We start from the raw sequence: 22,653 nt of genomic DNA on the forward strand, positions 1-22,653 counted from the left end.
TGTAGTTCAAGAAAGTGAGATTTTAAAAGTTTTTTTGTGTACAAATAATTTTGTACGCGTATTGAAAAAAACTTGCTCTTGTGTATGGATTGATTGAAACTAGAAAATAAAAATAAGCTATTCTGCTTTTAAGTTGCATAATCTATCGTGAGGGCTGTTGACCGTTGACCGTTAACAGCCTTTGTTAGTAGTTATGCAATTTATGCGCGCATTAGCTTAGTTGAAATATTTTTGTTGCTAATTCCACAGAAAACTTGATCAATATTCGATATCAACATGAAAGCAAGGGCTATTTTTAAATAGCCCTTGAGCAACATTGATCAAAAATTGGACTGGAAATTATTCAGCGATCGCAGCAGGAAATAGCAGCGTCTCAGTTGTTGCTGTATTGACGGAATAGCTTTGATTATCCAAAAACTTACTATTAACAAGTTCTTTGAGTGTTTCTACATCAGTTTGCCATTTGTCAATCTCTGCACCTATAGCCGCCAACTTTGCTGCTGGTTCTTCTTGGGTAATTGCACGATTGAAGTTCGCCGAAAACAAAATTGCTGGCTTAGTAGTTTGGTCTGGATACTGTAATTGCGCTTCATTAATATCCAGATATAGCCGTGTTTCATCTAAGTTGTAAACTAACCGCACAGAAGCTTCCGCAGGCGCAGAACCAAAATCTTGCCATGCTCCAGCCTGGAGGAGTTTACTAAATGTGTAATTGCGTGCGCTCAAGTTTTTCGGCTCGTAAGGCGCAATTCCTCGTAAGTTAATTCCCACACCCTGGTAGTTCACCTGTTTGACTGTCTGAATATATTTATGTGCGATCGCCCCAATTTGGACATCGCTCGCTTCCTTATTGGCGATCGCCTCTGCAAAAATCACTCTATTGACCTCTGCAACTATGCTCACACCATTCTGGTAAACAACCTGAGCCGCAGTGTTAGTTAAAACTGGTGGTCTCGCTAATTCCCAGTCACTAGGGACAATCCCCGTGTACTTGAGAAAATCTGCGGTCACAATGCTGGGGTTTTGCTGTCTAACGGCGATCGCAATTAACAGTTCTTGAACTTGAAAATTTCCAATCATAATTGCACTGATTTATATACGTGAAAATAAAAGTCAATGTAATCTTACGCTCCATGATACGAGAATACACTGATGTATCTATCTTGAGGAATAAATTTTTTATAAAGATTGTGTAAAAACTAATGAATATACTCAAACCTATGATTATTTTCGAGAAAGTACGAGGTTTACAAACTCCACAACTCCCTCTGTTACTACCTTACTTTGGACTTGTGTGTACACTATAGATGCTTGCGGGAGAATATCTTGTAAGTCGTCTACAAGCAAGCTATTACATGAAAACTTACGACTGGATTGTGGTTGGTGGGGGAATTACGGGTGCTGTACTCGCCTACGAATTGGTGAAAACAGGCTTTAGTGTACTGCTATTAGAAAAAGACGCTGTAGCCCAGAATGCTACTCGCTACAGTTATGGCGGACTTGCCTATTGGTCGGGGAGTACACCATTAACAAGACAATTATGCCAGGAGGCGCGCGATCGCTACAACATTCTTCCTCAAGAGTTAGATGCTGATATTGAATTGCAAGAATTGGATTTATTATTAACAATTCCTGCTGACAATGACCCAGAAGTTACAGCAGAGTTGTATGCTCAGTGTGCAGTACCGCCTCGTTTGTTGAGTATACCAGAAGCTTGTGAGTTAGAACCACTGCTGAACCCAGGAGCGATCGCAGGTGCGTTAACTGTTAAACATGGTCATATTCATCCCCAAAAAACCGCACAAGCTTACATTCAAGCCTTTTTGCGTGCTGGGGGTGAGATGCAGATAGGTGAAGTGTTGCAAGTAAGCTCAGGTGGCGTTAAGACGACTACTGTGACTTATCACAGTGCTAATGTAGTCGTTTGCGCTGGTGGACTCAGCCGACGGTTATTAAAATCCGCAGGTGTTCCCATTAAAGTATATTTTACCCATGCAGAAATAATTGAAACTCCCCCTGTTGATTTGCGATTAAATACTTTAGTAATGCCAGCTAATTTACAAAGATTTAAATTAGAAGCTGCATCTACTCAAGTTGATGAATTATGGAATAAACCCGGTAATCAACTAGCACCACCTATATTAGATGCGGGTGCAATTCAGTTTTTAGATGGGAGTTTACGCTTGGGACAAATTAGTCGTGTGCTGGCAGATGTGGATGCTTATATCAACCATGAAGAAAGTGAGGATTGGTTACGACAAAGTATTAGTCATGTTTTACCCAGATTGGGTAATTTACCAGGAAATTGGCATCATTGTTTAGTTGCATTTAGTAGTAATAGTTTACCTGTAATTGGTGCAATTCCCGAATTATCAGGCGTGCATATTTTTTCTGGTTTCAGCAATCCTTTAGTTTTGATACCACCCTTAGCACAGCGCTTTGCTCAATTTTTATCTGGTACAGGAGATGATATTATTCCCCAATTTTCTGATTTTTTAATTTTGACTGGGAGTTAATTTTATTTCTGGAAGTTTTACCTCAATTGTATCTGAAGCAATTAGCTCTTGAGCTTCTTGTAAAAGCTGTTGCTGTTCCTGTTGAATTTCTTCCAGGCGATGAGCAATATCTATTAATCTTTGCTGTTTATCTTGAGCAAAAACTTCAGTGCTTGTCACTGGCAAGGCTTTTGCATAGTCTATTATGTGATGATTGCTTATTTTTTGCATAGCAAAGCCACCAACTTTAATTAAAGATAAAATAACAAATTGAATTAAAGCCTGAATAAATTTTAATGGTACTTGCATAATTGACCAGCTAGCTGTCTCAATCAAGCGCATTATTGCTTTGATAATGCTCCAAATAAAAGCTATGGCAAATAGTAAAATTACTAAACTGATAATTGGGTGATTGGTTGCCCAACCTAATATCTGCACTAATCGCCAAAATGTAGGGTGTTGTACTAGCCAATCATTAACAGAAGCATCAATGGCTGTTTTGACCGCCACAGATGTTGTACTCTTAATTTGCTCTGCTGTTTGCCAGCTTTGTCCTAGAGTTGTTGTAACGGCATCAATAGCTTTGTCAGTGGTTGTATTAGTCGTTTCTTGTAAAGATTGCCCAAGTTTTTGTGCTGAGTCGGTTAAAGAGCTAACGCTTTGGTCAACATAACCCTTTGCGGTGTGCCAATGTTGTAGTAAACCTTCAGATAAATTTATTTCTACTGGGGATGACATAAAACATCTTACAGAGGTTGGAATCGAACTCGCAACCCATCTTGAGGTTGATTGGTAGGGACTAGTACCGCATCTAAACTTTGATTGGGCAAGATTTCCCAATGATAGCTACGCAAAAGATGGGCTGCAACAATCTTCATTTCCATTTTGGCAAAAGCTATGCCAATGCAAACCCTTGGCCCACCCCCAAACCCAATTAAGCTGAAGGGATATTTTTTGTGTTCTTGGCGCTGGGGGCTAAAACGGTCTGGATCAAAACGCTCCGGTTCAGGGTAAATTTCTTCTAAGCGGTGAGTCATCAAAATTGAATACAAAAGTTGCCAACCAGCCGGCACATGAAAGCCATTAAATTCAAAGTCTTTAATTACACCACGAAACCCCCCACCCACAGGTTGATGACATCTTTCAACCTCCAGCAAAACCTGCTCTAAATAAGGCATTTGTCCCAATTGTTCTAAGTTTAAATTACCTTGGCTGGCAAGTTGGAGTTGTTCTTCTCTAGCACGTTGATATACTTCTGGGTGACGGGCTAACTCTAAACATAACCATGTCAACATAGAAGTTGTGGTTTCATGTCCAGCAAATAGTAATAACACTGCTTGGGCAATTATTTCTTTCTCACTTAAACTATTGCCATCTTCATCTTGAGCTTGTACTAACAAGCTGAGAGCATCTTTGGTCGGGTTTTGCTGGCGTTGTCGGACAACTTGAGTTAAATATTCTAAAATTTGATTACGCGCTGCTAAAGCTTTGCCAAATTTTGTCAATGGTAAGGGCAAAGGATTAATAGTAAATAGTCCATTGGTTAGGGTTGTAAATAATTTGCTCAGGTTGACACATTCTTCACCAGGACTAGTTCCTAATAATAATTGGCTGGCAATATCAAAGGTTAATTGCTTAAATTCTCCAAACCAAGTAAACTCTTTTTTTTCTTCCCATTTTTTCAGATAGCTGTGTGTAATGTTTTCCATTGTAGACACATAATTAGCTAATGCTGGCCCGTGCAAAGCAGGCATCATCAAACGGCGATTTCTGCGGTGTTCTTCTCCATCTTGTAAAAACAGTGATTCCCCAAGCAATACTTTAAAAGTTTCAGGCCATCCCTCACGCCAAGAAAAACTTTCCATCTGGCTAGAAAGAACAAACTCCAAAGCCTGTGGCCCTATCATTACTACTGTTGGTCTACCAATAAGATGGGTTTTAAATATAGAACCATAGCGTTGATACCGTTTTTCAATAAAGTTTTTATCAGTAACAAAAGCCAGGGTTTCACCTATTATCGGTAGACCGTAGCTTCCGGGAGGAACTTGAGGATTTTTCATAAATTAAAATATTTTAAAACACCCAATAAAAGATGAGTCGGCAACTCGAAAATCAAGGGTATAGGGGTATAGGGGTTGAAAACCTTTACGCCCTCACACCCGGTCTCTACCAAAAATCTGGGTGCGTAAGTCCTCAAAATATTTCAAGACACCGCTCATCTCTAATTACCAGTGAAAATCACCGGCTATCATTCTGCATCGATTCAAAACACGAAATCTAAGAATAAGAGCCTTTTTTTGGATTTACCACCTATTCATTGAATAAGTCTAAATCAGTAACAGCGCCCACACTACTAGAAGCTACCAACTTGGCATATTTTGCGAGTATGCCTTTAGTGTAGCGAGGGGGACGGGGTTGCCAGTTGGCACGACGACGGGTTAATTCTTCGTCTGATATGTTCAACTGCAAAGAACGCGCATGGGCATCAATTGTGATACTATCACCTTCTTCCACCAAAGCGATCGCTCCACCAACGGCTGCTTCTGGTGCAACGTGTCCCACAACCATACCGTAAGTACCACCGGAGAAGCGTCCATCGGTAATTAATCCCACTGAATCACCTAAACCTGCACCGATAATCGCTGAGGTGGGGGCTAACATTTCCCGCATACCGGGGCCGCCTTTGGGGCCTTCGTAGCGGATGACAATCACGTCACCGGCTTTAATCTTACCTGCCAAAATTGCATCTAAACAGTCTTCTTCTGATTCAAATACCTTGGCTGGCCCGGTAATCACAGGGTTTTTCACGCCTGTAATTTTGGCGACTGCGCCTTCTGTTGCCAGATTACCTTTGAGTATAGCCAAGTGACCTTGGGCATACATTGGTTTATTCCAAGGACGAATCACGTCTTGGTCGGGGGATGGTTCTTCTGGGATATCTGCTAAAACTTCGGCAATGGTTTTACCTGTGATGGTGATACAGTCGCCGTGGAGTAAACCATGCACGAGTAACATTTTCATGACTTGGGGTATACCGCCAGCCTTGTGCAGGTCTGTGGCGACATATCTACCGCTTGGTTTCAAGTCGCACAAAACGGGGACGCGACCACGAATAGTTTCAAAGTCGTCTAGATTTAACTCTACACCAGCTGCACGGGCGATCGCTAGAAAATGTAACACGGCATTGGTAGAACCACCCACTGCCATAATTACAGATATGGCATTTTCTATGGATTTACGGGTAATAATCTGCCTGGGTAATAGTTGATGACGAATTGCTTCTACTAATACCTTGGCTGATTCTTCAGTACTATCAGCTTTTTCGTCATCTTCTGCCGCCATTGTAGACGAATAGGGCAAACTCATCCCCAGAGCTTCAAAGGCGGAGGACATGGTATTTGCTGTGTACATCCCACCGCAGGAACCTGCACCAGGACAAGCATTACGTTCTACTGCTAATAGTTCATTTTCGTCAATTTTGCCGGCGCTGTACTCACCAACCGCTTCAAAAGAACTAACAACAGTTAAGTCTTTGCCGTTGTAGTGTCCGGGTTTAATCGTGCCACCGTAAACAAAGATAGCAGGGATATTTATCCGGGCGATCGCAATCATTGCCCCTGGCATATTTTTATCACAGCCACCGATGGCAATTACCCCATCTAAACTTTGCCCATTACAAACTGTTTCAATGGAATCAGCAATTACTTCTCGTGATACCAGGGAATATTTCATCCCTTCGGTTCCCATCGAAATCCCATCACTAATCGTAATTGTACCGAATATTTGTGGCTTGGCTCCAGCACGATTTATACCAGCTTCTGCCCTTTGTGCTAGTTGATTTATCCCCATATTACAAGGGGTAATCGTGCTGTAACCATTGGCAACACCGACAATGGCTTTGGTAAAATCTGCATCCTGAAAACCAACAGCCCGCAGCATTGCTCTGTTAGGCGATCGCTGCACCCCTTGTGTGATAGCCTTGCTTCTAAGATTCTCCGACATCGTTTTTCCTTCAGTGCCTTCATCGCTTTTGTAGCGATTGTATTACCTGTATTTTCTCATGCAGATGATGTACTAATTTGCATTCATCTTGAGAGAAAATTCATCTACTTACCATCACCCAATAGTCTAGATGGAAAATTTTATTGGTGATGACTTGTCACTTAGATACACATATACCTCTATTTGTCAACAGAAAAATCGTAAATTGTATAATAATTCAAATAACAACATTAAATTTACGATTCAACAGCATTATAGATAAATCTAGTACCTAGTACCGTCTTCACGTCAGGAAAATTTAAATACAGAGATAAAATACTTGTATCCGGTAGCTGATTTCACAGAGAAAAATATTTAAGAATTCATGAAGAATATCTACTGACTCTATGTATACTTAAGCAGATACAGTTAATGTTTTAAAAGAATCTTCTACCACCTGAATTCTAATACATGAGTATCAATAAAACTCAGTCATTGTTGCCAGTACCCGCAGGTAATTTACAAGTTCCTGAGTTTCCACCTAGTGATTCGGGTGTGACTGGTCAACCCATCCAATTTTCTCTCATCATTCCTACTTATAAAGAGAGCGGGAATATTAGGAATGTCGTTGAGAGATTAAGCCAGATACTGGATGAGTTTATACCAGGAGATTATGAACTGATTGTAGTAGATGACGATAGCCCAGATGGTACTTGGGAAGTAGCCCTATCTTTGACGGCAGAATATCCACAGTTACGAGTAATGCGACGGCAGGAAGAAAGAGGACTATCTACAGCCGTAATTCGTGGATGGCAGGTAGCTAGAGGTAGTATTTTGGGGGTAATTGATGGAGATTTACAGCATCCACCCCATGTATTGCTGGAACTTTTGCGGAAAATCCATAGGGGTGCAGATTTAGCCGTAGCTAGTCGTCACGTAGATGGGGGTGGTGTAAGTAGCTGGAGTTTTATCAGACGTTTTTTGTCTCGTGGAGCGCAATTATTAGGACTAGTAATTCTACCTAGTGTATTGGGTAGGGTTTCCGACCCCATGAGTGGTTACTTTATGGTGCGGCGCAACTGTATTACTAATGCCACCTTTAATCCGGTAGGGTATAAAATCTTATTAGAAGTGATTGGGCGAGGTCAAGTAGACGAAATTGCCGAAGCGGGTTATGTATTCTGTGAACGCCAAGAAGGTGAGAGCAAAGTTACTTGGAAGCAGTATGTAGATTACATCCACCATTTAATTCGCTTGCGAGTCTCCACCGGCAGGCTACAAAGAATTCATCAAAGCTTTCCCTTTGATAAATTCATCCGTTTTGGTTTGGTAGGGTTGAGTGGTGTATTTGTAGATATGGTGATACTGTACCTATTAAGTGACCCATCAACATTAGCCTGGCCACTGACCCGCAGTAAAATTATTGCCTCAGAAATAGCAATTTTTAACAATTTTCTCTGGAATGATGCCTGGACATTTGCAGATGTATCCATGCAGCAACAGCATTGGCATCAACGTGTGAAGCGATTTTTAAAATTCAATATTGTTTGTTTGGCCGGGGTAGTGCTGAATGTACTGATATTGAATATTATCTTTAATTATCTCATTCCTAACCGCTATATTGCCAACTTGATTGCGATCGCCATAGCCACTGTTTGGAACTTCTGGGTAAACTTGCGCCTCAGTTGGCGCGTAACTCAAGTCAAATAAGTAGAATGTGCTGTGATTAAATCATCCAGGCCGCTTGAAAAAATTCTTGTTCGCAAAGCATGGCGTAGCGATAAGTTGAATTGGTTAAGGTATTAGCAGTAGCGTAGTTTTCTAGTAAACTGTCTAATTGTTGTACTAATGGTAGAAAATCAGCACTACTGTAAGTCCGAATCCAATCAGCGTATTGATGATTAGGAATACCATTCTTGGCTAACTGTTCTCCCAAAAAAGCATACAGACGCATACAAGGAGCCATGGCCGCAGCAGTTAAACCTACATCTCCACCCCAAGCAGTAGCCAACAAAAAATCGGTATAGCGACGGGTGGCTACTCCTGGTTGCACAGAATGTAAATCAATTCCCCATTGGACTGCGTAGCTTTCATGTAGACGCATCTCTGCCAATACACCACCAGCTAAATTGTGAAACCTAGTAAAACCTATCCAGTCTGGTGATTTAGCCGCAGCAATACTGTAAGCACGAGCGAAGGCTTCTAAGAAAAAAGCATCCTGCCCTACATAATAAGCAAATTTCTGCTTCTCCAGGCTACCATTACCAATACCTTGAACAAAGGGATGCTCTAGACAAGCTGCGGCTAAATCTTGATTTGCTATCCAAAGTTGATTTGAGAGAGTCAAGTTGCTTCCCTCCAATTCAAAATTATGTCTAATGTGAATTAATATCTTACAATTCCGTAGAAATTTGTAGGGGCGGGTTCACCGGAATCATCGTTAATTGTTTATGATATTTGATTGACCCGCCCTTACCAAGTCTTATTAGCTCCAAGCATAGGCGATTTTTTGGATATAGCAGGTTTCCCTAATTCACATCAGGCGTAAATTCAAAATTAAGCATTCAAAATGGTAGGAATTGTAGCAATACTGAACCTAGACTGCCTAAAAAGTCGAAAAAACTGGGTTTACCGGCACTTACTTTTTCTGTGTATGGTGTTTGTAATTCTTTGATGAAAGCTTGAGCTGTTTGTATTCCTGTAGCGTTATCTTGAGATGTAAAGAGCTTTTCGGCGGTTTGGGCATCTTGGGTAGCACCTTGACGGTCAAGTAGCTGGTATCGAGCAATACCACGGGCTAAATATGCACCAGCGTATTCTGGTTTAGATGCGATCGCCTGGTTAAAATAATTAATAGCCTGTTGTTGATTGCCTTTTTGTGCCTCTGCTACACCCAAAGCATAAAATTCGTCTGGTGTCGCAATTTGCAATGGTATCCCTAACGCACCTTGAAAGTTAGTTCCCTGCAAATATGCACCAGTAAATTCGGCATTACTTAAAAATGTACTTCTTAAATCAGCACCGGCTAAATTTGCTCCACCAAGTTTGGCTTCACTCAAGTTCACTCCAAATAAACCTGCACCACTTAAGTTTGCACCACGCAAATCAGCACCACTCAAGTTTGCCCGGCTCAGATTTGCACCCGCAAGGTTAGCGCCGCTTAAATTGGCTCCAGTTAAGTCAGCCATTACTAAACCAGCACCACTTAAGTTACAGTTTTGACATTGCTTAGTTGCCAACAACTGTCTAATATGTTCTTGATTTGCGGCTTGGGCAATATTGGTCAAACTAATTGTAGTTATAAAAGTAGTAGCAATAAAAATTAGGTTTCTCATCGTCGATTTCAGAGTTTTTCTACTCAGTACTCAACCGCTTATAATATGAGTCACTTGAGCAGTTTGCCCTCCGTATAGACCGATATAAAGCAAGTAGTTATCCGAGAGTTGAGTTAATATATAGCCCGAACCAAAAGTTGGTAATCACTGCGTATCATGTTGTTTAGAACTACCCCAACCCATCATTAAATAAAGTGAGGGGTTGTTTACTATAGTGCCACTACTTATTATCACAGCAGCGTGCAGGTAATACTTGCCCAAAGTGTTGGTAATCTGTCAAATACTTTTCTAATAAAGCAAATTGAGGCAAATTCAGGCTGTAATAAATCCAGCGTCCTTGTTGACGGGAGTTAACTAAACTAGCTTCTTTGAGAGTTTTAAGGTGAAAAGACAGTTTTGATTGACTTACCCCCAAAGCTTCGCACAAGTCACAGACACACAATTCTCGCTGACGGAGTAATTCCAATACATTAATCCTAATAGGATCGGAAAGAGCATGGAACCCAGCAGCGATGAAATGAGGAACGGTAGCAGTGGGGGTTTGCATGAATGAAAGTCAATAAAGGGCTGCTATTTCTATTCTGGCGTAGAAACGAGAGCTTCTGGACGATAACGGATGCCAGCTTGCTTAATTCGGTCTAAGGCTTCACCTAAGCGATCGCAATCTGCAATTAAGCTTATCCGCACATATCCCTCCCCGGCAACCCCAAAGGCATTACCAGGGGTGACGACAACGCCTGTTTGTTGCAACAAGTTGAGAGCAAAATCTGTCGAACCCATACCCACAGGACATTTCACCCACAGATACATGGTAGCTTTGGTTTTGGGAACATCCCAGCCGAGTTCGCCTAATCCTTGGATGAGGAAATCCCGACGGGTGCGGTAGCGTTGTTGTACTTCGTGCAGATAAATATCTGGTAGTTGTAAGGCTGTTTCGGCGGCTGTTTGCAAGGCGGCGAAAATGCCATAATCCAGGTTGGTTTTGAGTGTCCGCAAGCCTTGAATTACATGACGATTTCCCACAACAAAACCCACACGCCAACCAGCCATATTGTAGGTTTTCGATAAGGTGTGGAACTCCACGCCGATATCTTTCGCCCCAGGAATTTCTAGCAAGCTGGTGGGTTGATAACCATCAAAGGCTAACTCGGCATAACACAAATCATGCACCAAGAGAATTTCGTATTTGCGGGCAAATGCCACAATTTCCTCGAAAAATTCACGGGGTGCAGTCGCGCCTGTGGGGTTGCTGGGATAGTTAAAGTATAAGATTTTGGCTTTTCTGGCAACTTCTTCAGGAATGGCGGTTAAATCAATTAACCAGTCATTCTCAGGTTTAAGAATTAAGCTGTGGACTGTACCCCCAGCGATTATTGGGCCACGAAAATGGGCGGGGTAGGCGGGGGAAGGAACCAGCACCACATCGCCAGGGTTCACATAGGCGATCGCTAAATGGGATAATCCTTCTTTAGAACCGAGTAGGGGTAAGGCTTCACTATCGGGGTCTAGTACAACCCCATAGCGGCGATTGTACCAGTTAGTAATGGCACGGCGGAAACTTGCTGTACCTTCAAAGGGGGGGTAACCGTGATTGGCTGGGTCTTGCAAAGCTTGGATAGCCGCATCTACCACTGGTTGTGGTGTCGCGCCATCAGGATTTCCCATCCCCAAATCTATTAAATCAATTCCTTGCTCCCGTGCCTTAGCTTTCAGCTCGTCAAGACGGGCAAATACATAAGGTGGTAGTTGCTGTATCCTATCTGCTGGCGTAATCCAATCGAAACTCATTCCTCAACCTCGTCACTTATTCCCCTGGTGGAGACACGATGAACTGAGTCTCTACTATCTGTTGGTGCAGTGGTAGAAACCATCGCTGCCATTAACTGTTCCAACGCAACTTTGAATGGTAGGCGATGAATGTCAGATTGAGGTGTTAAAGCGATTTCGGCGGCTGTTTGTAACTCGCCTAAGGTAATATTACCCAACCCCAAATCTCCTAATTTTTGTGGCAGTCCAATCTCTGCATAAAACTTTAATAGTTGTTGTCGTGAGGCGGTGGCTAGTTGGTTGCCTTGCACCATTTCTTCCAGGCGCAGTTGCACCAAAATCCCATAGGCGACTTTTTCACCGTGGATGCTACTGTGTCCGGCAATGTGGGTTAAACCATTATGAACTGCATGGGCGGCTACTGTACGGCACTGGGCCCCACCTAGTCCACCGATGACACCAGCAAGTAAAACTGTGGCATCCACAACTTCCCGCCAAGCTTCACTACCTGGTTGTTGTAAAGCAATTGCCGACTTTTGGAATAAAATATCGCGTAAAACTCGCGCTTGTTGGACTGCGGAGATAATTAAAGTTTGTTCTAGATGCCCACTACTAACGGAAGCTTCGTACCATTTAGCGATCGCATCCCCAATCCCTGCCACTAGTGTATGTTGTGGTGCTGTTTGAATCAAGTCGTAGTCAAGTATCAGTAAGTCGGGACAGCGAGATAAAGCCACATCGTAAAGAAACGCCCCGTCCTCAGAATATACATTGGATAGCGCCGTCCAAGCGGCACAGGTAGCGGCTGAGGTGGGAATTGTGGCTACGGGTAAATCTAACTGATGGGCAACTAACTTCGCTGTGTCTAAAGCTTTACCCCCACCAATCCCAATAATGACATCGGCTTTATGTTCTTTGGCTGCTTTCCTCAAGGCTTTTAGGCTAGCTTCCGCACAATCTGCACCGTAGGAGGCTTGGGCAACGTGCAGATTCTGGGCTTCTAAAATTGGTTGCAGATTCTCTTGGCTGATAGCAACGGTGCTATTGCCTGCCACAATTAAAGGACGACTGCCCAACTTGGCAATTTCTGTAGCGGCTACCTGCAATATATTACAGCCACGGATGACTTTTGCCGGGGCAACCGCCAGGGTAATGAATGAACTAGCAGTTTGAGTAGACAAGGTTTGATTAGATAATTGATTAGGCATATACTCTAGTTTGCCAAAAACCTTGATATATCTTCATAAAATTTAGACTAATTAGAATTCATATCGGTTTCCCCAAAGAAGGGAAATGCTTGTCAGAACATAATTAGCGGGGTTGCCTGAAATTAAATATTGCCCATTATCCTTAAATTCTGAACTACCAAACTTTTGAATAAACATATAGTTATTAACAATACCACTGTCAGAATACTCAGCCAAAGTATTGTTATTCATATCACCGCATGGATGAGGAAATAGAATTTACACTTTTCATCATCCATGAATGACTGGTTGATTAAATTTAGGTAAATAATATCTTAATCTAAAAATAACAAAAATTGTATATGAAAATACAAAAAACTTATACACTCGCTATATGTGGTGAAAAAACATAATACTTGCTGTTTGCGGGGCGTTCAGCCTGTGCTGAGTTTAACTCAGCACTCCTGATCTTAAGCTTTTGCGGGTGGCAATTGAGCAAATTTCTCTGGATATATTTCCACAGATATCTGAGTATCTTCTCGACTAGCGAGCGATCGCTTAACTTCTCCCAGGTAAAGTGGTACTGTTAGCCCTGGTTCTGGGTGAATCAGAGTACGAGCGCGAATTGTCACCTTGTCATCATTTCTGCCACCAGAACGCCCAAAAGAATTGAGATTGCTGGCTACTTGTAATAAAGTTGCTTCTACTTCCGCAGGGGAAATTTTGGGAGATAGGGAGATCACTGCTTGGTTTGAGCCATTATCGTAAACTAGAGTGTACTTGACAGCCCCAGGAATAACAGTACGACTCAAAGGAACTATTGAAAGTCCAAATAAACCAGCAGTTAGCACCAACATAAAGCCAGTCGTACCCACTAGCCGAAAGCGGATGCCCCATTTGAATAGGAACGCTAATATTGCCAAAACTGCAAATACCACAGTGGCAATACCAGACCATTGAGTATATTTCAGAAATTCAGCCGTTGTGAGCATACAGATTGGCTACTTAGGTGTTTTTAGTTGATCACGGACACACCTATTTTACTGGAGTAGTGCATGGAGCAGGGAATAATGCTTGATAAGAGGCAGGGGGCAGGGGGAGAGGTAAGAACCAAGACGGCGATGCAGAAGCTCCTCTGCTTTTTCATACACGACTCGTGAGAGGCTTTAATATATAAAGCAATAGTTTAGAAATCTTAATAATAATGACTTTAAAGACTCAACCGCTAGCAGCGACGGCGATCGCTAATTTTGATAAACTGGTGTGGACTTGGCGTAATTACAAAATTCAGTACACAGTCATGGGTACTGGACAGCCATTAGTCCTAGTTCACGGTTTTGGTGCTTCTATCGGACATTGGCGCAAGAACATTCCCGTTTTGGCAAATGCTGGCTACCAAGTCTTTGCAATTGATTTATTGGGTTTTGGCGGTTCTGACAAAGCGGCAATTGATTACAGTGTAGATGTTTGGGTAGAACTGCTAAAAGACTTTTGGACAGCCCATATTCAACAACCAGCCGTATTTGTCGGTAATTCCATTGGCGCACTTTTAAGCCTGATAGTATTGGCAAAACATCCAGAGATTACATCTGGTGGCGTTTTAATCAACTCAGCAGGTGGTTTAAGCCATCGCCCCCATGAACTAAACCCACCACTACGGATTGTGATGGCCACATTTAATCGAGTAGTGCGATCGCCCATTACAGGCAAATTTGTCTTTAACCGTATCAGACAAAAATCCCAAATTCGCCGCACACTCTACCAAGTTTACCGCGATCGTACAGCCGTCACTGATGAGTTAGTTGATTTACTTTACACCCCATCCTGCGACCCTGGAGCGCAGCAAGTTTTCGCCTCCATCCTCACAGCACCTCCTGGCCCCACACCAGAGGAACTATTACCCCAAGTAGAACGTCCTTTACTGGTAATTTGGGGCGCTGACGACCCGTGGACACCAATTACAGGGGCGAAGATTTACGAGCAAGCCCAGGATAATGGTAAAGACATAACAATTATTCCTATCCCTGGTGCTGGTCATTGTCCCCACGATGAAGTTCCCAACGTCGTCAATGCCCAGATTATTGATTGGCTTGCACGGAGGAAATAGGGACTCTTAGAGACAGGGACGCAGGGGGGAAATAATAACTAATTAATGATGCCCTCTTTTTAACTCATCATTCCATAGGAAGATTAAGGCAGAATGGCAGGTAACAATCTGGGTGAGTATTTATAATTTTTTGATTGCACCTTGACAAAATCAAACTCAGGTGGTGTGTATGGAGCTTGATGCGTTTAATAAAGGAGCAATTCCCTTAATCAATCATCCAGATTGTTCTGCTTTAGGTTATCAAGTTATTCGAGAACTGGGACGAAACCAAGAAGAAGGTCGCATCACTTATTTAGCTCATCATCATTCTAAGCAACAGGTAGTAATTAAAGAATTCAGTTTTGCTCATACTTATACTGACTGGTTTGGTTTTACAGCTTATGAAAGTGAAGCGCAAATCTTACAAAAACTAAATCATCCCCGCATACCCCGCTATCTGGATTCTTTTGCAACGCAGACAGCTTTCTATTTAGTACAGGAATATAAACACGCTCTACCATTAAGCTCAAAACGCAGCTTCCAAGCAGAAGAAATTAAACAAATAGCTGTGTCAATTTTAGAAATTTTGGTGTATTTACAGCAACGAATTGATCCAATTATTCATCGGGATATCAAACCAGAAAATATTTTAGTTGATGACCAACTGAATGCTTACTTAGTAGATTTTGGTTTAGCGAGGGTACAGGATACAAAAATAGCTCTCACCAGCTTACTAACAGGGACACCAGGCTTTATACCACCAGAGGAACAATTAGGCTATTCTTTGTCTTTGGCTTCGGACTTATACAGTTTAGGGGCGACACTAGTTTGTTTACTTGCTAATATCCGTTCTGTCGATATTGGTAAGTTAATTAACAATAAGGGTTATTTTGATTTCCAGAAACTAGATTCTCCAATCGATTTACGCTTCCGCTCTTGGTTAATGGGCATGGTGGAACCAAAGTGGCAGTATCGCTATACTAATGCCGCAGATGCTTTGGCAGCACTCCAGCCCATTCAAGTCACTGGTAATGCCACAGCTATGGAAATATTAGCCACGGTCATCAAGTTGAAATATCAAACTACTGTTTTGTGTTTAGCAATAATTGGGGTGCTAGCAGTCGCCGGGGCTACTTTGATACTGTCTCAACAAGGTGGATCTGCCCAACAGTTACAAGAGGCAAGGAAATCAGAAGTTTTGTAATTAGAGACGGGATTAATCGCGTCTGTACAATTGTCTTATCCTGCCCTGCTTCCCCTAGCCGCTAGTATCTACCACTGGGCAGAAGTAAAATATCTACAATTTCCCCGACAGTCAAACCCCAACCCGCCAAAACAGTTAAAATCCAAAACGAATCTATTTTTTTGAAGCCGGCAAAACGCATTTCTAAATCAGCTAAAAGAGTGGTTGCTATGGGAATAAGAAATAAACTCAATAACATTGACCAAGTTGCAACTAAAGCAATAGATGCACTTAAAACTATAACTACTACTAAAGTTCGAGAACCAAAAGAAACTATGCTTTCTAACCAAGAAATACTCTTGCGGACTACAGCTATAGCAATAGTGGCAATAAAAGCTCCGACTAACCAAACAATGTGATGCGCGGCAAGATACCACCCCAAGAGGGCATAAGCTAACCAAAGTAGTACTAGTGGCATCACAGGAATTTTTTGAAAATATCCTATATTCATAGTTTCTATGCTGATGAAGAATGCTGAGTTGAAAGCGCTAAGTTAAAAGACTACTCATCTTTGTGTGGGGAACGCTACGTGAACACAGAGAATACCAATAAGGGTATCGTCAAGGTTGGGGTAGTTACATAAGTACGAAGGTACCAAGTAATTCTTACTCTGTTCAGAAATCTGTACTTTGCACTGAGTATGGTAAAAATAATGTTAGTCTTTTATCATATATTAATAGAACTAAATTGATATATTACTAACTCAAATGAGTAATTTGTTAAAAAAACATATTATAACTTTAGATAAATTCAAAATAGTAGTTTTAATTTAATAAAAAATAATAGTTATTTACAAAGAATATATTAATTCTCAACTTCTAGCATTTTGATAGCTGACTTTAACCAGTCAATATAAGTTTCCTCACGACGCACGATTAATTCCACCATTAGCCTATGGATTAATTGCTCACGAATCCCCAATTCATCTTCAACAGGCGGAAAATTTATGGCTTCACAACTACTGATTTTTTCATAGTGAGCTGCTAGCTGCTGTTGTAGTAGACTAGCGATCGCCTCATTCGATAACTGAGCTGCAAAAAATAATTGTACAAGTAAAGGTTCTCTGAATATAGGCAAGGGCTGGGGGGATTGCAACCACCGTACAAACTCGGTTTTGCCCATTTCTGTGAGACTATAGACTTTACGGTTGGGGCGATCGCGCTGAATCTCAACATGGCAATTAATCCAACCCTGCTCAAACAGCTTATCGAGCGTCTTGTAAATCTGCCCTTGATCGGCTGGCCATAAGTGAGCAATACATTGATCGAAACAATTTGTCTTGAGGTCGTAACCTGTCATATCTTCTTTTTGTAGGAAACCGAGGATTATATAAGCCAAGGACATAGACGGTTTTCCGAAAATAAAGTAGTAAATACTGTCTTTGATAGCTCCTATATTGATTATGCTAATATATGAATATTCATATATAAAAAACAAATGCCAAAACGAAAGCATTCTCAACAATAATATTTACTTTGTTGATTGCAGACAAAGAGTTTGCGCTATATTTTCGGAAATTACAGACCACAAATCCGTCATACACAAAGCATAATTGAATGGATGACTAATTTCCTGATATGGCATTTAACAAAGTAGTTTGATGAGAAGCGTTTGTGATGCCAGCCTGAACAGAAATTTCAGCTATTAAAGAATATCGTAATGGGAGGATCGATTCCATTGACTTCTAACACGCTTTTACAACGTATAAATCAACATCAGCACCTCAAGAATTTACGAAACAAATTACTCAAGCTACATAAGGTTTTGCTAGATAAAGAACGCATTACCTATGAACAAGTGAGTGGCAGAATATCAAGTGGAGAATTTTTGCAACTTGTAATTAGCCACGAGCAGTTTGCTTGGTTACATAGTATTTCCGAGGTGATTGTTCAAATTGATGAAATCCTCACAGCAGATGAACCCATATCGCCAGATAACGTCAAAAACTTGATTGTCGATATCCGTACTTTACTCTCGCCGTCAGAAGAGGGAAATACATTTGCTAGAAAATACTACACTGCACTGCAAGGTGAACCTAGTGTGGTTCTAGCACACGCAGAAGTTTCACAACTGCTTGCATTTGCTTGAAAAAATATAAGCAGTCACTAGACATTTGATGATAGGTAGGGTTCATACTTGATTTTTGAGATACAAGTAAGCATTGTCTTAGAAAACCATCATCAGGAAAGCGGTGGCTGTTCTCCACGTTAGATTGAAGAACCTGAAAGGATGCAAAAATAAAAAAGCACTGTGAGATATTTCACGGTGCTTTTCTCTATCTACAGGAAGAATACATTAGAGTACTCTGCTGTGTAGGATATTCACGACTAAACATTTAAAGCGTCTCAGCTAAAGCAATAGTCATATAAGTGAGGAAAATTTCAATTGTTCAGAGCAAGAAAGCGAGTGGTCTGATATTGATGACTCCATGCTTCGCCATAAGTCAAGAATTTTCATGTTCCTGATGATTATTAGTATGTCTGTCGGTTTCTAGAAGTCGTGACATAAACACATCCGGTTTTCTACTCACAACTGAGACAACTTTATCAATGGCAACTACTTCGCTGACTTTAACAATCATTTCCCACAAAGTATCTTCCTCCGTGTCTTTGTTGTGAGTTCTATGTTTAAAGCACAACAAATCATCCCAAATCCCAATAATGGTTGCGTAATACCATTTATCTCGTATCAGTATCCAGATTTCTTTCTCTAGGTAAGTTTGTAGGATAGATTTCACAATTAGTGCAGTAGTTGTAAAACGATGTGCTAAATACTATGTGGGTATGAAACGCTTGCACAATCGTAAAAATGCGTAACTTGCAGGATACTTTACTAACAGTAATACGGAAGAACAGCTATTCATAATCTTGAGTAACCGTTACATACTTAGGATTGAAAATGTTACTTTATTTCTTTGTTAAATACTGTTACTTAGGAAATGAAAGTTTTATAAATAATTAAAAAATTCCTCTGGAACTAGTCTAAGTTCACCAGATTTAAAGCGGTTAATATCTATCCACATTGCCCTATGTTTGTGATGCTCAGATTCATAAAATACTAAGCTCTCTAACTGATAAAACTTGGGATCAGCGAAATCGCATTGATAAAGCTGAATAATTTCATGTCCCTTTCTAGCATTAAATGTAAATAGGTTTTCCATACAACCCAGATAGCGAATATTGGTTAATTCTGCCTGAATTTCCTCTTGAAATTCCCTTTTTAACGCTGCTAGACTGGTTTCGCCGAAGTCCACACCACCACCTAAAGCACGATAAAAAGTTGATTGCTTTACGGGGTCGTAGCCTTCAGAAACAAAAATGCGTTTACCATCTCGAACCAATCCTAAGACTATTACCCGAATTTCGCCATGTTTAGTCATTTTTAGATTAATTATCGTAAATAGAGTGAGGGCGACTGTCACTATCTTCGACCGGCCAATTTTCATTCTCGCCGCCGATGTAAAATTCTTCAATAGTGACGTATTCTTCACTTAGTTGAGTGAGAGCATTGATTAAAATATCAATAGCGATCGCATCACTAGTTCCCAAATCAAACCAACACCGCGCCCATTGTCCTTCATACTCAAACTCACCCATATTGTGCATCAGCGCTAATAGGCTTTTGTCATAACCCTGGGAATCATAATTAAGATAACTTAAATCAACCCCAGTTTCTTGTACCTGGAGATTTTCGGCATTAAATGCACCCAACTTCCCTAGATAAAACCAGGAATTAAAGACTTCTTCTACATACTGCTTTTCTCTTTGAGAAGGGATGGTACTAAATTTTAGCCACATCCACACATCAAATTGATCAAATTCACGAAACTGAATGTGCATTTTTCTGTAAATTAAACTCACTGCAAATAAGCATATCAGGGGATTGGGGATTGGGATTAACAATTCAAAATACCCTACGGGAAGGCAAGCCTACAAAATTCAAAATTCAAAATTAAAGACAGTTGGAGTCGGGGATTTAGCGAGAAACGCGGTCTTGGGCTTTGCCCAAGTGGAGCGATTTCTCAAGACAAACCCCAACTCAACTGATACTACGTGTAGACGTAGGAGTCTTAAACCCTTGAATTTACGATAAACAATCTCTATGTGTGCTAACTAAGTACACAATTTGTAAGTTCGTAGCAACTCCTCTTAAGAAAACTCAGCGTACCTCCCTTTGGGTTCACCAGTCGCCTGCGGAGGGAAACCCTCCCGCAGCGCTGGTTCACCGCGCTTAACCTTGCGTACCTCTGCATTTAAAAACACTATGATTTTAAACAAGGCTGTACTAAGTCAACAAGATAAACTAAAGTCATCTTTTTTTTTGCATCTTCCCTTAACCCAACAATCGATATGTCACAATTATTCCCTGGAGAAGTCTTTGCTAATACTGCTGATTTTGACACCGGGATTCGCCAATTATTACCTCGCTATGATGAAATGCTGGAGGTAATCAGTCGTTGTCTGCCTTTGACAAGTCATCGCATTTTAGACTTAGGCTGCGGTACAGGCGAACTTAGTCTCAAAATACTCCAACGCTGTCCCAATGCTCAAGTCATTGCTTTGGATTATTCACCCCGAATGCTGGAATTTGCCCAAAATAAAATCGTCGCATCTGGGTATAAAGAACGTTGGACTGGTTTACAAGCCGACTTTGGCGACTGGGCTATCCATCCTGAGACGTTGAATATTGGTAATGAGTTTGATGCTTGTGTATCATCTCTAGCAATTCACCACCTCTATGATGAAATGAAGTTACAGCTATTTCAGCGTATCGCTGCTAGTCTGACACCAAATGGTTGTTTCTGGAATGCAGACCCCACCTTACCAGAATCACCAACCCTTGCAGAAATTTACCAAGCAGCGCGAGAAGAATGGGTAAGTGAACAGGGAAGCAATTTTACAGAAGTCCGCGCTAAGGTTGGCAATAGTAGCCCCCAAGGATACTCCAATCCAGACCAACTCGCTACTTTAGATACCCATTTGCAAATGCTAAGAAAGTCTGGGTTCATGACGGTAGCAGTACCTTGGAAATATTATGGTTTAGCCGTTTTTGGTGGTTGGGTGAAGTAGAGTTAGTACTGAGTCATGAGTTAAAATTCCAGCGAAGAAAGGCCATAACTGGTTTAGCGTGGGCTTATATAGTAAGCCCCTTGATTATTATGCGCGTACTTCATTTGTATGAATGGTAAAGGTAAATTTTTTGTATCCTTGATGCTATCTACTCAGCAAATTACCTATTAAACTTGTTTGGATATAGTTATCGAGTTAACAGGTAATACAAATTTTGCATCAAAAATGAATAAATATCTAATCAATCGTCTACTAGTTGCTATCCCTACACTAATTGCTATTAGTCTGGTTATATTTACTATTTTGGCATTAGCTCCCGGTGATCCAATGGGTGAATTTGCCCTTAATCCTTCCATCACAGCAGAGGTGCGGGAAAATATCAAAAAGTCTTTAGGATTAGACCAACCAATTCATATTCGTTATATCAAGTGGGTGATAGCTTTTGTGCGTGGGGATATGGGCTATTCCTTCACCAGTCGTAGTCCTGTAATGAATTTAATCCTGCAACGTCTACCGACAACATTATGGGTAGTTGGTGCTGCTTATTTAATAGGTGCAATTCTGGCTATTCCTTTAGGTGTGATTTCTGCCCTCAAGCGCCATACAGTTATTGATCATGTTTTAACTACTTTAGTATTTTTTGGATTTTCTTTGCCAACGTTCTTCACCGGTTTACTATTTATTATTATCTTTAGTATTCAATTAAAATGGTTGCCGTTTATTTATAACAGTACATTACAAGTAAAAGATTGGCAGAGTTTTATCGCCCAAATCCAACAATCCATTATGCCAATTTCTGTATTAGCTCTTTGGCAAACGGCTATGCTCATGCGCTTTGTGCGTTCAGAAATTTTGGAAAATATCCACCAAGATTATGTCCGGACGGCTTATGCGAAAGGATTATCCAAATTTGTAGTGATTCGACGGCATATTTTACGAAATGCCTTAATTCCTGTAGTCACATTAATAGCATTGGATATTCCTAGTGTGTTTACAGGTGCTTTGGTCACAGAAAAAGTTTTTCGTGTTCCTGGTATCGGAGCTTTATTAATTGACTCTATTTATAAAAATGATACGCCAGTGGTGATGGCAATTACCTTTATATATGCAATTTTAATTGTGATTTTTAACCTAGTTGCCGATATTCTCTATGGTTTCTTAGATCCTCGCGTTAAATATACGAAATAATTTATGTTAAAACGTTTGCTAAATCGCACTTCCACAATACCCGAAGTACCAATTACAAGTATGATTGCTGGGCAAGAAAGCCTCACTCAAGAAGCATGGCGAAAATTTCGCAGTAATCGTCAGGCTATGTTGGGTGCTGTGGTATTACTGATTATTGTTTTGAGTGTGGTGTTTGGGCCTTTGATTTACTCCATCCGTGAGAGGTTAAAGTAATTGCACATTTGTCAAGAGGGTGCAGGAAAAGGGGATAGATCCAGCTTGAAGACTGGTTTTCGTAGGGCTTTGACTACGCCTAAATCTTG

At 41.0% G+C, this 22,653-nt stretch carries 23 protein-coding genes; 8 read left to right on the forward strand and 15 right to left on the reverse strand.

The genetic code is table 11. The annotated features are described in order from the left end of the window. Window positions 1-339: 339 nt before the first annotated feature. Window positions 340-1,080 (reverse strand): hypothetical protein, encoded by a 741-nt coding sequence (locus H6G14_RS22245; protein WP_190569718.1) that lies wholly within the window; start codon window positions 1,078-1,080, stop codon window positions 340-342. Window positions 1,081-1,355: 275 nt separating this feature from the next. Between H6G14_RS22245 and H6G14_RS22250 the strand changes: the two genes are divergently transcribed. Beyond that, window positions 1,356-2,516 (forward strand): NAD(P)/FAD-dependent oxidoreductase, encoded by a 1,161-nt coding sequence (locus H6G14_RS22250; RefSeq protein WP_190569758.1) that lies wholly within the window; start codon window positions 1,356-1,358, stop codon window positions 2,514-2,516. Here H6G14_RS22250 and H6G14_RS22255 read toward each other — a convergent pair. From H6G14_RS22255 to ilvD, 3 genes are all read right to left on the reverse strand, one after another. Continuing rightward, window positions 2,496-3,233: a hypothetical protein gene (locus tag H6G14_RS22255; protein WP_190569720.1), complete on the reverse strand. Its 738-nt coding sequence runs from the start codon at window positions 3,231-3,233 to the stop codon at window positions 2,496-2,498. The two genes, H6G14_RS22250 and H6G14_RS22255, sit on opposite strands and share 21 nt — an antisense overlap. An 8-nt stretch (window positions 3,234-3,241) precedes the next feature. Continuing rightward, entirely contained in the window at window positions 3,242-4,555 is a 1,314-nt protein-coding gene (locus H6G14_RS22260) for a cytochrome P450 (RefSeq protein WP_190569722.1), read from the reverse strand. A gap of 250 nt (window positions 4,556-4,805) precedes the next feature. Next, window positions 4,806-6,497: a dihydroxy-acid dehydratase gene (gene ilvD, locus H6G14_RS22265; protein WP_190569724.1), complete on the reverse strand. Its 1,692-nt coding sequence runs from the start codon at window positions 6,495-6,497 to the stop codon at window positions 4,806-4,808. A 450-nt stretch (window positions 6,498-6,947) separates the two neighbouring features. Between ilvD and H6G14_RS22270 the strand changes: the two genes are divergently transcribed. After that, on the forward strand, window positions 6,948-8,186 hold the full coding sequence (locus tag H6G14_RS22270) for a glycosyltransferase (protein WP_190569726.1): 1,239 nt from the start codon (window positions 6,948-6,950) through the stop codon (window positions 8,184-8,186). Window positions 8,187-8,202: 16 nt separating this feature from the next. On the opposite strand, the gene H6G14_RS22275 is transcribed toward H6G14_RS22270, so the two are convergent. From H6G14_RS22275 to H6G14_RS22300, 6 genes are all read right to left on the reverse strand, one after another. Further along, window positions 8,203-8,823 (reverse strand): TenA family protein, encoded by a 621-nt coding sequence (locus H6G14_RS22275; protein ID WP_190569728.1) that lies wholly within the window; start codon window positions 8,821-8,823, stop codon window positions 8,203-8,205. A gap of 217 nt (window positions 8,824-9,040) precedes the next feature. Continuing rightward, window positions 9,041-9,811, reverse strand: a complete 771-nt coding sequence (locus tag H6G14_RS22280; RefSeq protein ID WP_190569730.1) for a pentapeptide repeat-containing protein — start codon at window positions 9,809-9,811, stop codon at window positions 9,041-9,043. A 220-nt stretch (window positions 9,812-10,031) separates the two neighbouring features. After that, window positions 10,032-10,358: an ArsR/SmtB family transcription factor gene (locus tag H6G14_RS22285; protein ID WP_011316916.1), complete on the reverse strand. Its 327-nt coding sequence runs from the start codon at window positions 10,356-10,358 to the stop codon at window positions 10,032-10,034. A gap of 29 nt (window positions 10,359-10,387) precedes the next feature. Beyond that, window positions 10,388-11,599: an aspartate aminotransferase gene (locus H6G14_RS22290; RefSeq protein ID WP_190569733.1), complete on the reverse strand. Its 1,212-nt coding sequence runs from the start codon at window positions 11,597-11,599 to the stop codon at window positions 10,388-10,390. After that, window positions 11,596-12,786 carry an iron-containing alcohol dehydrogenase family protein gene (locus tag H6G14_RS22295; protein WP_190569736.1) on the reverse strand — a complete coding sequence of 397 codons (1,191 nt, stop codon included), beginning with the start codon at window positions 12,784-12,786 and terminating at the stop codon, window positions 11,596-11,598. The genes H6G14_RS22290 and H6G14_RS22295 overlap by 4 nt, the downstream gene beginning before the upstream one ends. Window positions 12,787-13,235: 449 nt before the next feature. Continuing rightward, a complete protein-coding gene (locus H6G14_RS22300; protein ID WP_190569738.1) occupies window positions 13,236-13,757 on the reverse strand; it encodes a Ycf51 family protein in 522 nt (173 codons plus the stop codon). A 212-nt stretch (window positions 13,758-13,969) separates the two neighbouring features. Between H6G14_RS22300 and H6G14_RS22305 the strand changes: the two genes are divergently transcribed. Continuing rightward, complete coding sequence (locus H6G14_RS22305) at window positions 13,970-14,872, forward strand: alpha/beta fold hydrolase (protein ID WP_190569740.1); 903 nt, start codon at window positions 13,970-13,972, stop codon at window positions 14,870-14,872. A gap of 169 nt (window positions 14,873-15,041) precedes the next feature. After that, the gene (locus tag H6G14_RS22310; protein ID WP_190569742.1) at window positions 15,042-16,055 is read left to right on the forward strand and encodes a serine/threonine protein kinase; all 1,014 of its coding nucleotides are present in this window, start codon (window positions 15,042-15,044) and stop codon (window positions 16,053-16,055) included. A 61-nt stretch (window positions 16,056-16,116) separates the two neighbouring features. On the opposite strand, the gene H6G14_RS22315 is transcribed toward H6G14_RS22310, so the two are convergent. Together H6G14_RS22315 and H6G14_RS22320 are read right to left on the reverse strand one after the other, a co-directional pair. Further along, the gene (locus H6G14_RS22315; protein WP_190569745.1) at window positions 16,117-16,545 is read right to left on the reverse strand and encodes a hypothetical protein; all 429 of its coding nucleotides are present in this window, start codon (window positions 16,543-16,545) and stop codon (window positions 16,117-16,119) included. Between the two features lie 353 nt (window positions 16,546-16,898). Beyond that, on the reverse strand, window positions 16,899-17,438 hold the full coding sequence (locus H6G14_RS22320; RefSeq protein ID WP_190569747.1) for a PadR family transcriptional regulator: 540 nt from the start codon (window positions 17,436-17,438) through the stop codon (window positions 16,899-16,901). A 333-nt stretch (window positions 17,439-17,771) separates the two neighbouring features. Here H6G14_RS22320 and H6G14_RS22325 point away from each other — a divergent pair, with 333 nt between their 5' ends. Beyond that, a complete protein-coding gene (locus tag H6G14_RS22325; RefSeq protein ID WP_224311609.1) occupies window positions 17,772-18,182 on the forward strand; it encodes a hypothetical protein in 411 nt (136 codons plus the stop codon). A 355-nt stretch (window positions 18,183-18,537) separates the two neighbouring features. Here H6G14_RS22325 and H6G14_RS22330 read toward each other — a convergent pair whose 3' ends face one another. The 3 genes from H6G14_RS22330 to H6G14_RS22340 all read right to left on the reverse strand — a co-directional run bounded on the left by H6G14_RS22330 (window position 18,538) and on the right by H6G14_RS22340 (window position 19,933). Next, window positions 18,538-18,831 (reverse strand): DUF6679 family protein, encoded by a 294-nt coding sequence (locus H6G14_RS22330; RefSeq protein ID WP_010996177.1) that lies wholly within the window; start codon window positions 18,829-18,831, stop codon window positions 18,538-18,540. A gap of 210 nt (window positions 18,832-19,041) precedes the next feature. Beyond that, window positions 19,042-19,473 carry an NUDIX hydrolase gene (locus H6G14_RS22335; protein ID WP_190569749.1) on the reverse strand — a complete coding sequence of 144 codons (432 nt, stop codon included), beginning with the start codon at window positions 19,471-19,473 and terminating at the stop codon, window positions 19,042-19,044. A gap of 7 nt (window positions 19,474-19,480) precedes the next feature. After that, entirely contained in the window at window positions 19,481-19,933 is a 453-nt protein-coding gene (locus tag H6G14_RS22340; RefSeq protein ID WP_190569751.1) for a DUF3531 family protein, read from the reverse strand. A gap of 510 nt (window positions 19,934-20,443) precedes the next feature. Between H6G14_RS22340 and H6G14_RS22345 the strand changes: the two genes are divergently transcribed. The 3 genes from H6G14_RS22345 (at window position 20,444) to H6G14_RS22355 (ending at window position 22,564) form a co-directional block, all read left to right on the forward strand. Further along, complete coding sequence (locus tag H6G14_RS22345; protein ID WP_190569753.1) at window positions 20,444-21,163, forward strand: class I SAM-dependent methyltransferase; 720 nt, start codon at window positions 20,444-20,446, stop codon at window positions 21,161-21,163. 225 nt (window positions 21,164-21,388) lie between these two features. Next, on the forward strand, window positions 21,389-22,351 hold the full coding sequence (locus tag H6G14_RS22350) for an ABC transporter permease (RefSeq protein ID WP_190569755.1): 963 nt from the start codon (window positions 21,389-21,391) through the stop codon (window positions 22,349-22,351). 3 nt (window positions 22,352-22,354) lie between these two features. Next, entirely contained in the window at window positions 22,355-22,564 is a 210-nt protein-coding gene (locus H6G14_RS22355; RefSeq protein ID WP_242053507.1) for a hypothetical protein, read from the forward strand. Window positions 22,565-22,653: the final 89 nt, after the last annotated feature.

The organism is Nostoc parmelioides FACHB-3921, from assembly GCF_014696625.1.
Lineage (GTDB): Bacteria > Cyanobacteriota > Cyanobacteriia > Cyanobacteriales > Nostocaceae > Trichormus > Trichormus parmelioides.

What these genes read in the sequence shown, in the direction of transcription:
- H6G14_RS22250 (WP_190569758.1), top strand. Translation starts at nt 1,356, where the DNA reads ATGAAAACTTACGACTGGATTGTGGTTGGTGGGGGAATTACGGGTGCT.
- H6G14_RS22290 (WP_190569733.1), bottom strand. Translation starts at nt 11,599, where the DNA reads ATGAGTTTCGATTGGATTACGCCAGCAGATAGGATACAGCAACTACCA.
- H6G14_RS22295 (WP_190569736.1), bottom strand. Translation starts at nt 12,786, where the DNA reads ATGCCTAATCAATTATCTAATCAAACCTTGTCTACTCAAACTGCTAGT.
- H6G14_RS22350 (WP_190569755.1), top strand. Translation starts at nt 21,389, where the DNA reads ATGAATAAATATCTAATCAATCGTCTACTAGTTGCTATCCCTACACTA.
- H6G14_RS22335 (WP_190569749.1), bottom strand. Translation starts at nt 19,473, where the DNA reads ATGACTAAACATGGCGAAATTCGGGTAATAGTCTTAGGATTGGTTCGA.
- ilvD (WP_190569724.1), bottom strand. Translation starts at nt 6,497, where the DNA reads ATGTCGGAGAATCTTAGAAGCAAGGCTATCACACAAGGGGTGCAGCGA.
- H6G14_RS22315 (WP_190569745.1), bottom strand. Translation starts at nt 16,545, where the DNA reads ATGAATATAGGATATTTTCAAAAAATTCCTGTGATGCCACTAGTACTA.
- H6G14_RS22285 (WP_011316916.1), bottom strand. Translation starts at nt 10,358, where the DNA reads ATGCAAACCCCCACTGCTACCGTTCCTCATTTCATCGCTGCTGGGTTC.
- H6G14_RS22305 (WP_190569740.1), top strand. Translation starts at nt 13,970, where the DNA reads ATGACTTTAAAGACTCAACCGCTAGCAGCGACGGCGATCGCTAATTTT.
- H6G14_RS22255 (WP_190569720.1), bottom strand. Translation starts at nt 3,233, where the DNA reads ATGTCATCCCCAGTAGAAATAAATTTATCTGAAGGTTTACTACAACAT.
- H6G14_RS22270 (WP_190569726.1), top strand. Translation starts at nt 6,948, where the DNA reads ATGAGTATCAATAAAACTCAGTCATTGTTGCCAGTACCCGCAGGTAAT.
- H6G14_RS22345 (WP_190569753.1), top strand. Translation starts at nt 20,444, where the DNA reads ATGTCACAATTATTCCCTGGAGAAGTCTTTGCTAATACTGCTGATTTT.
- H6G14_RS22355 (WP_242053507.1), top strand. Translation starts at nt 22,355, where the DNA reads ATGTTAAAACGTTTGCTAAATCGCACTTCCACAATACCCGAAGTACCA.
- H6G14_RS22310 (WP_190569742.1), top strand. Translation starts at nt 15,042, where the DNA reads ATGGAGCTTGATGCGTTTAATAAAGGAGCAATTCCCTTAATCAATCAT.
- H6G14_RS22300 (WP_190569738.1), bottom strand. Translation starts at nt 13,757, where the DNA reads ATGCTCACAACGGCTGAATTTCTGAAATATACTCAATGGTCTGGTATT.
- H6G14_RS22280 (WP_190569730.1), bottom strand. Translation starts at nt 9,811, where the DNA reads ATGAGAAACCTAATTTTTATTGCTACTACTTTTATAACTACAATTAGT.
- H6G14_RS22320 (WP_190569747.1), bottom strand. Translation starts at nt 17,438, where the DNA reads ATGTCCTTGGCTTATATAATCCTCGGTTTCCTACAAAAAGAAGATATG.
- H6G14_RS22245 (WP_190569718.1), bottom strand. Translation starts at nt 1,080, where the DNA reads ATGATTGGAAATTTTCAAGTTCAAGAACTGTTAATTGCGATCGCCGTT.
- H6G14_RS22260 (WP_190569722.1), bottom strand. Translation starts at nt 4,555, where the DNA reads ATGAAAAATCCTCAAGTTCCTCCCGGAAGCTACGGTCTACCGATAATA.
- H6G14_RS22340 (WP_190569751.1), bottom strand. Translation starts at nt 19,933, where the DNA reads ATGCACATTCAGTTTCGTGAATTTGATCAATTTGATGTGTGGATGTGG.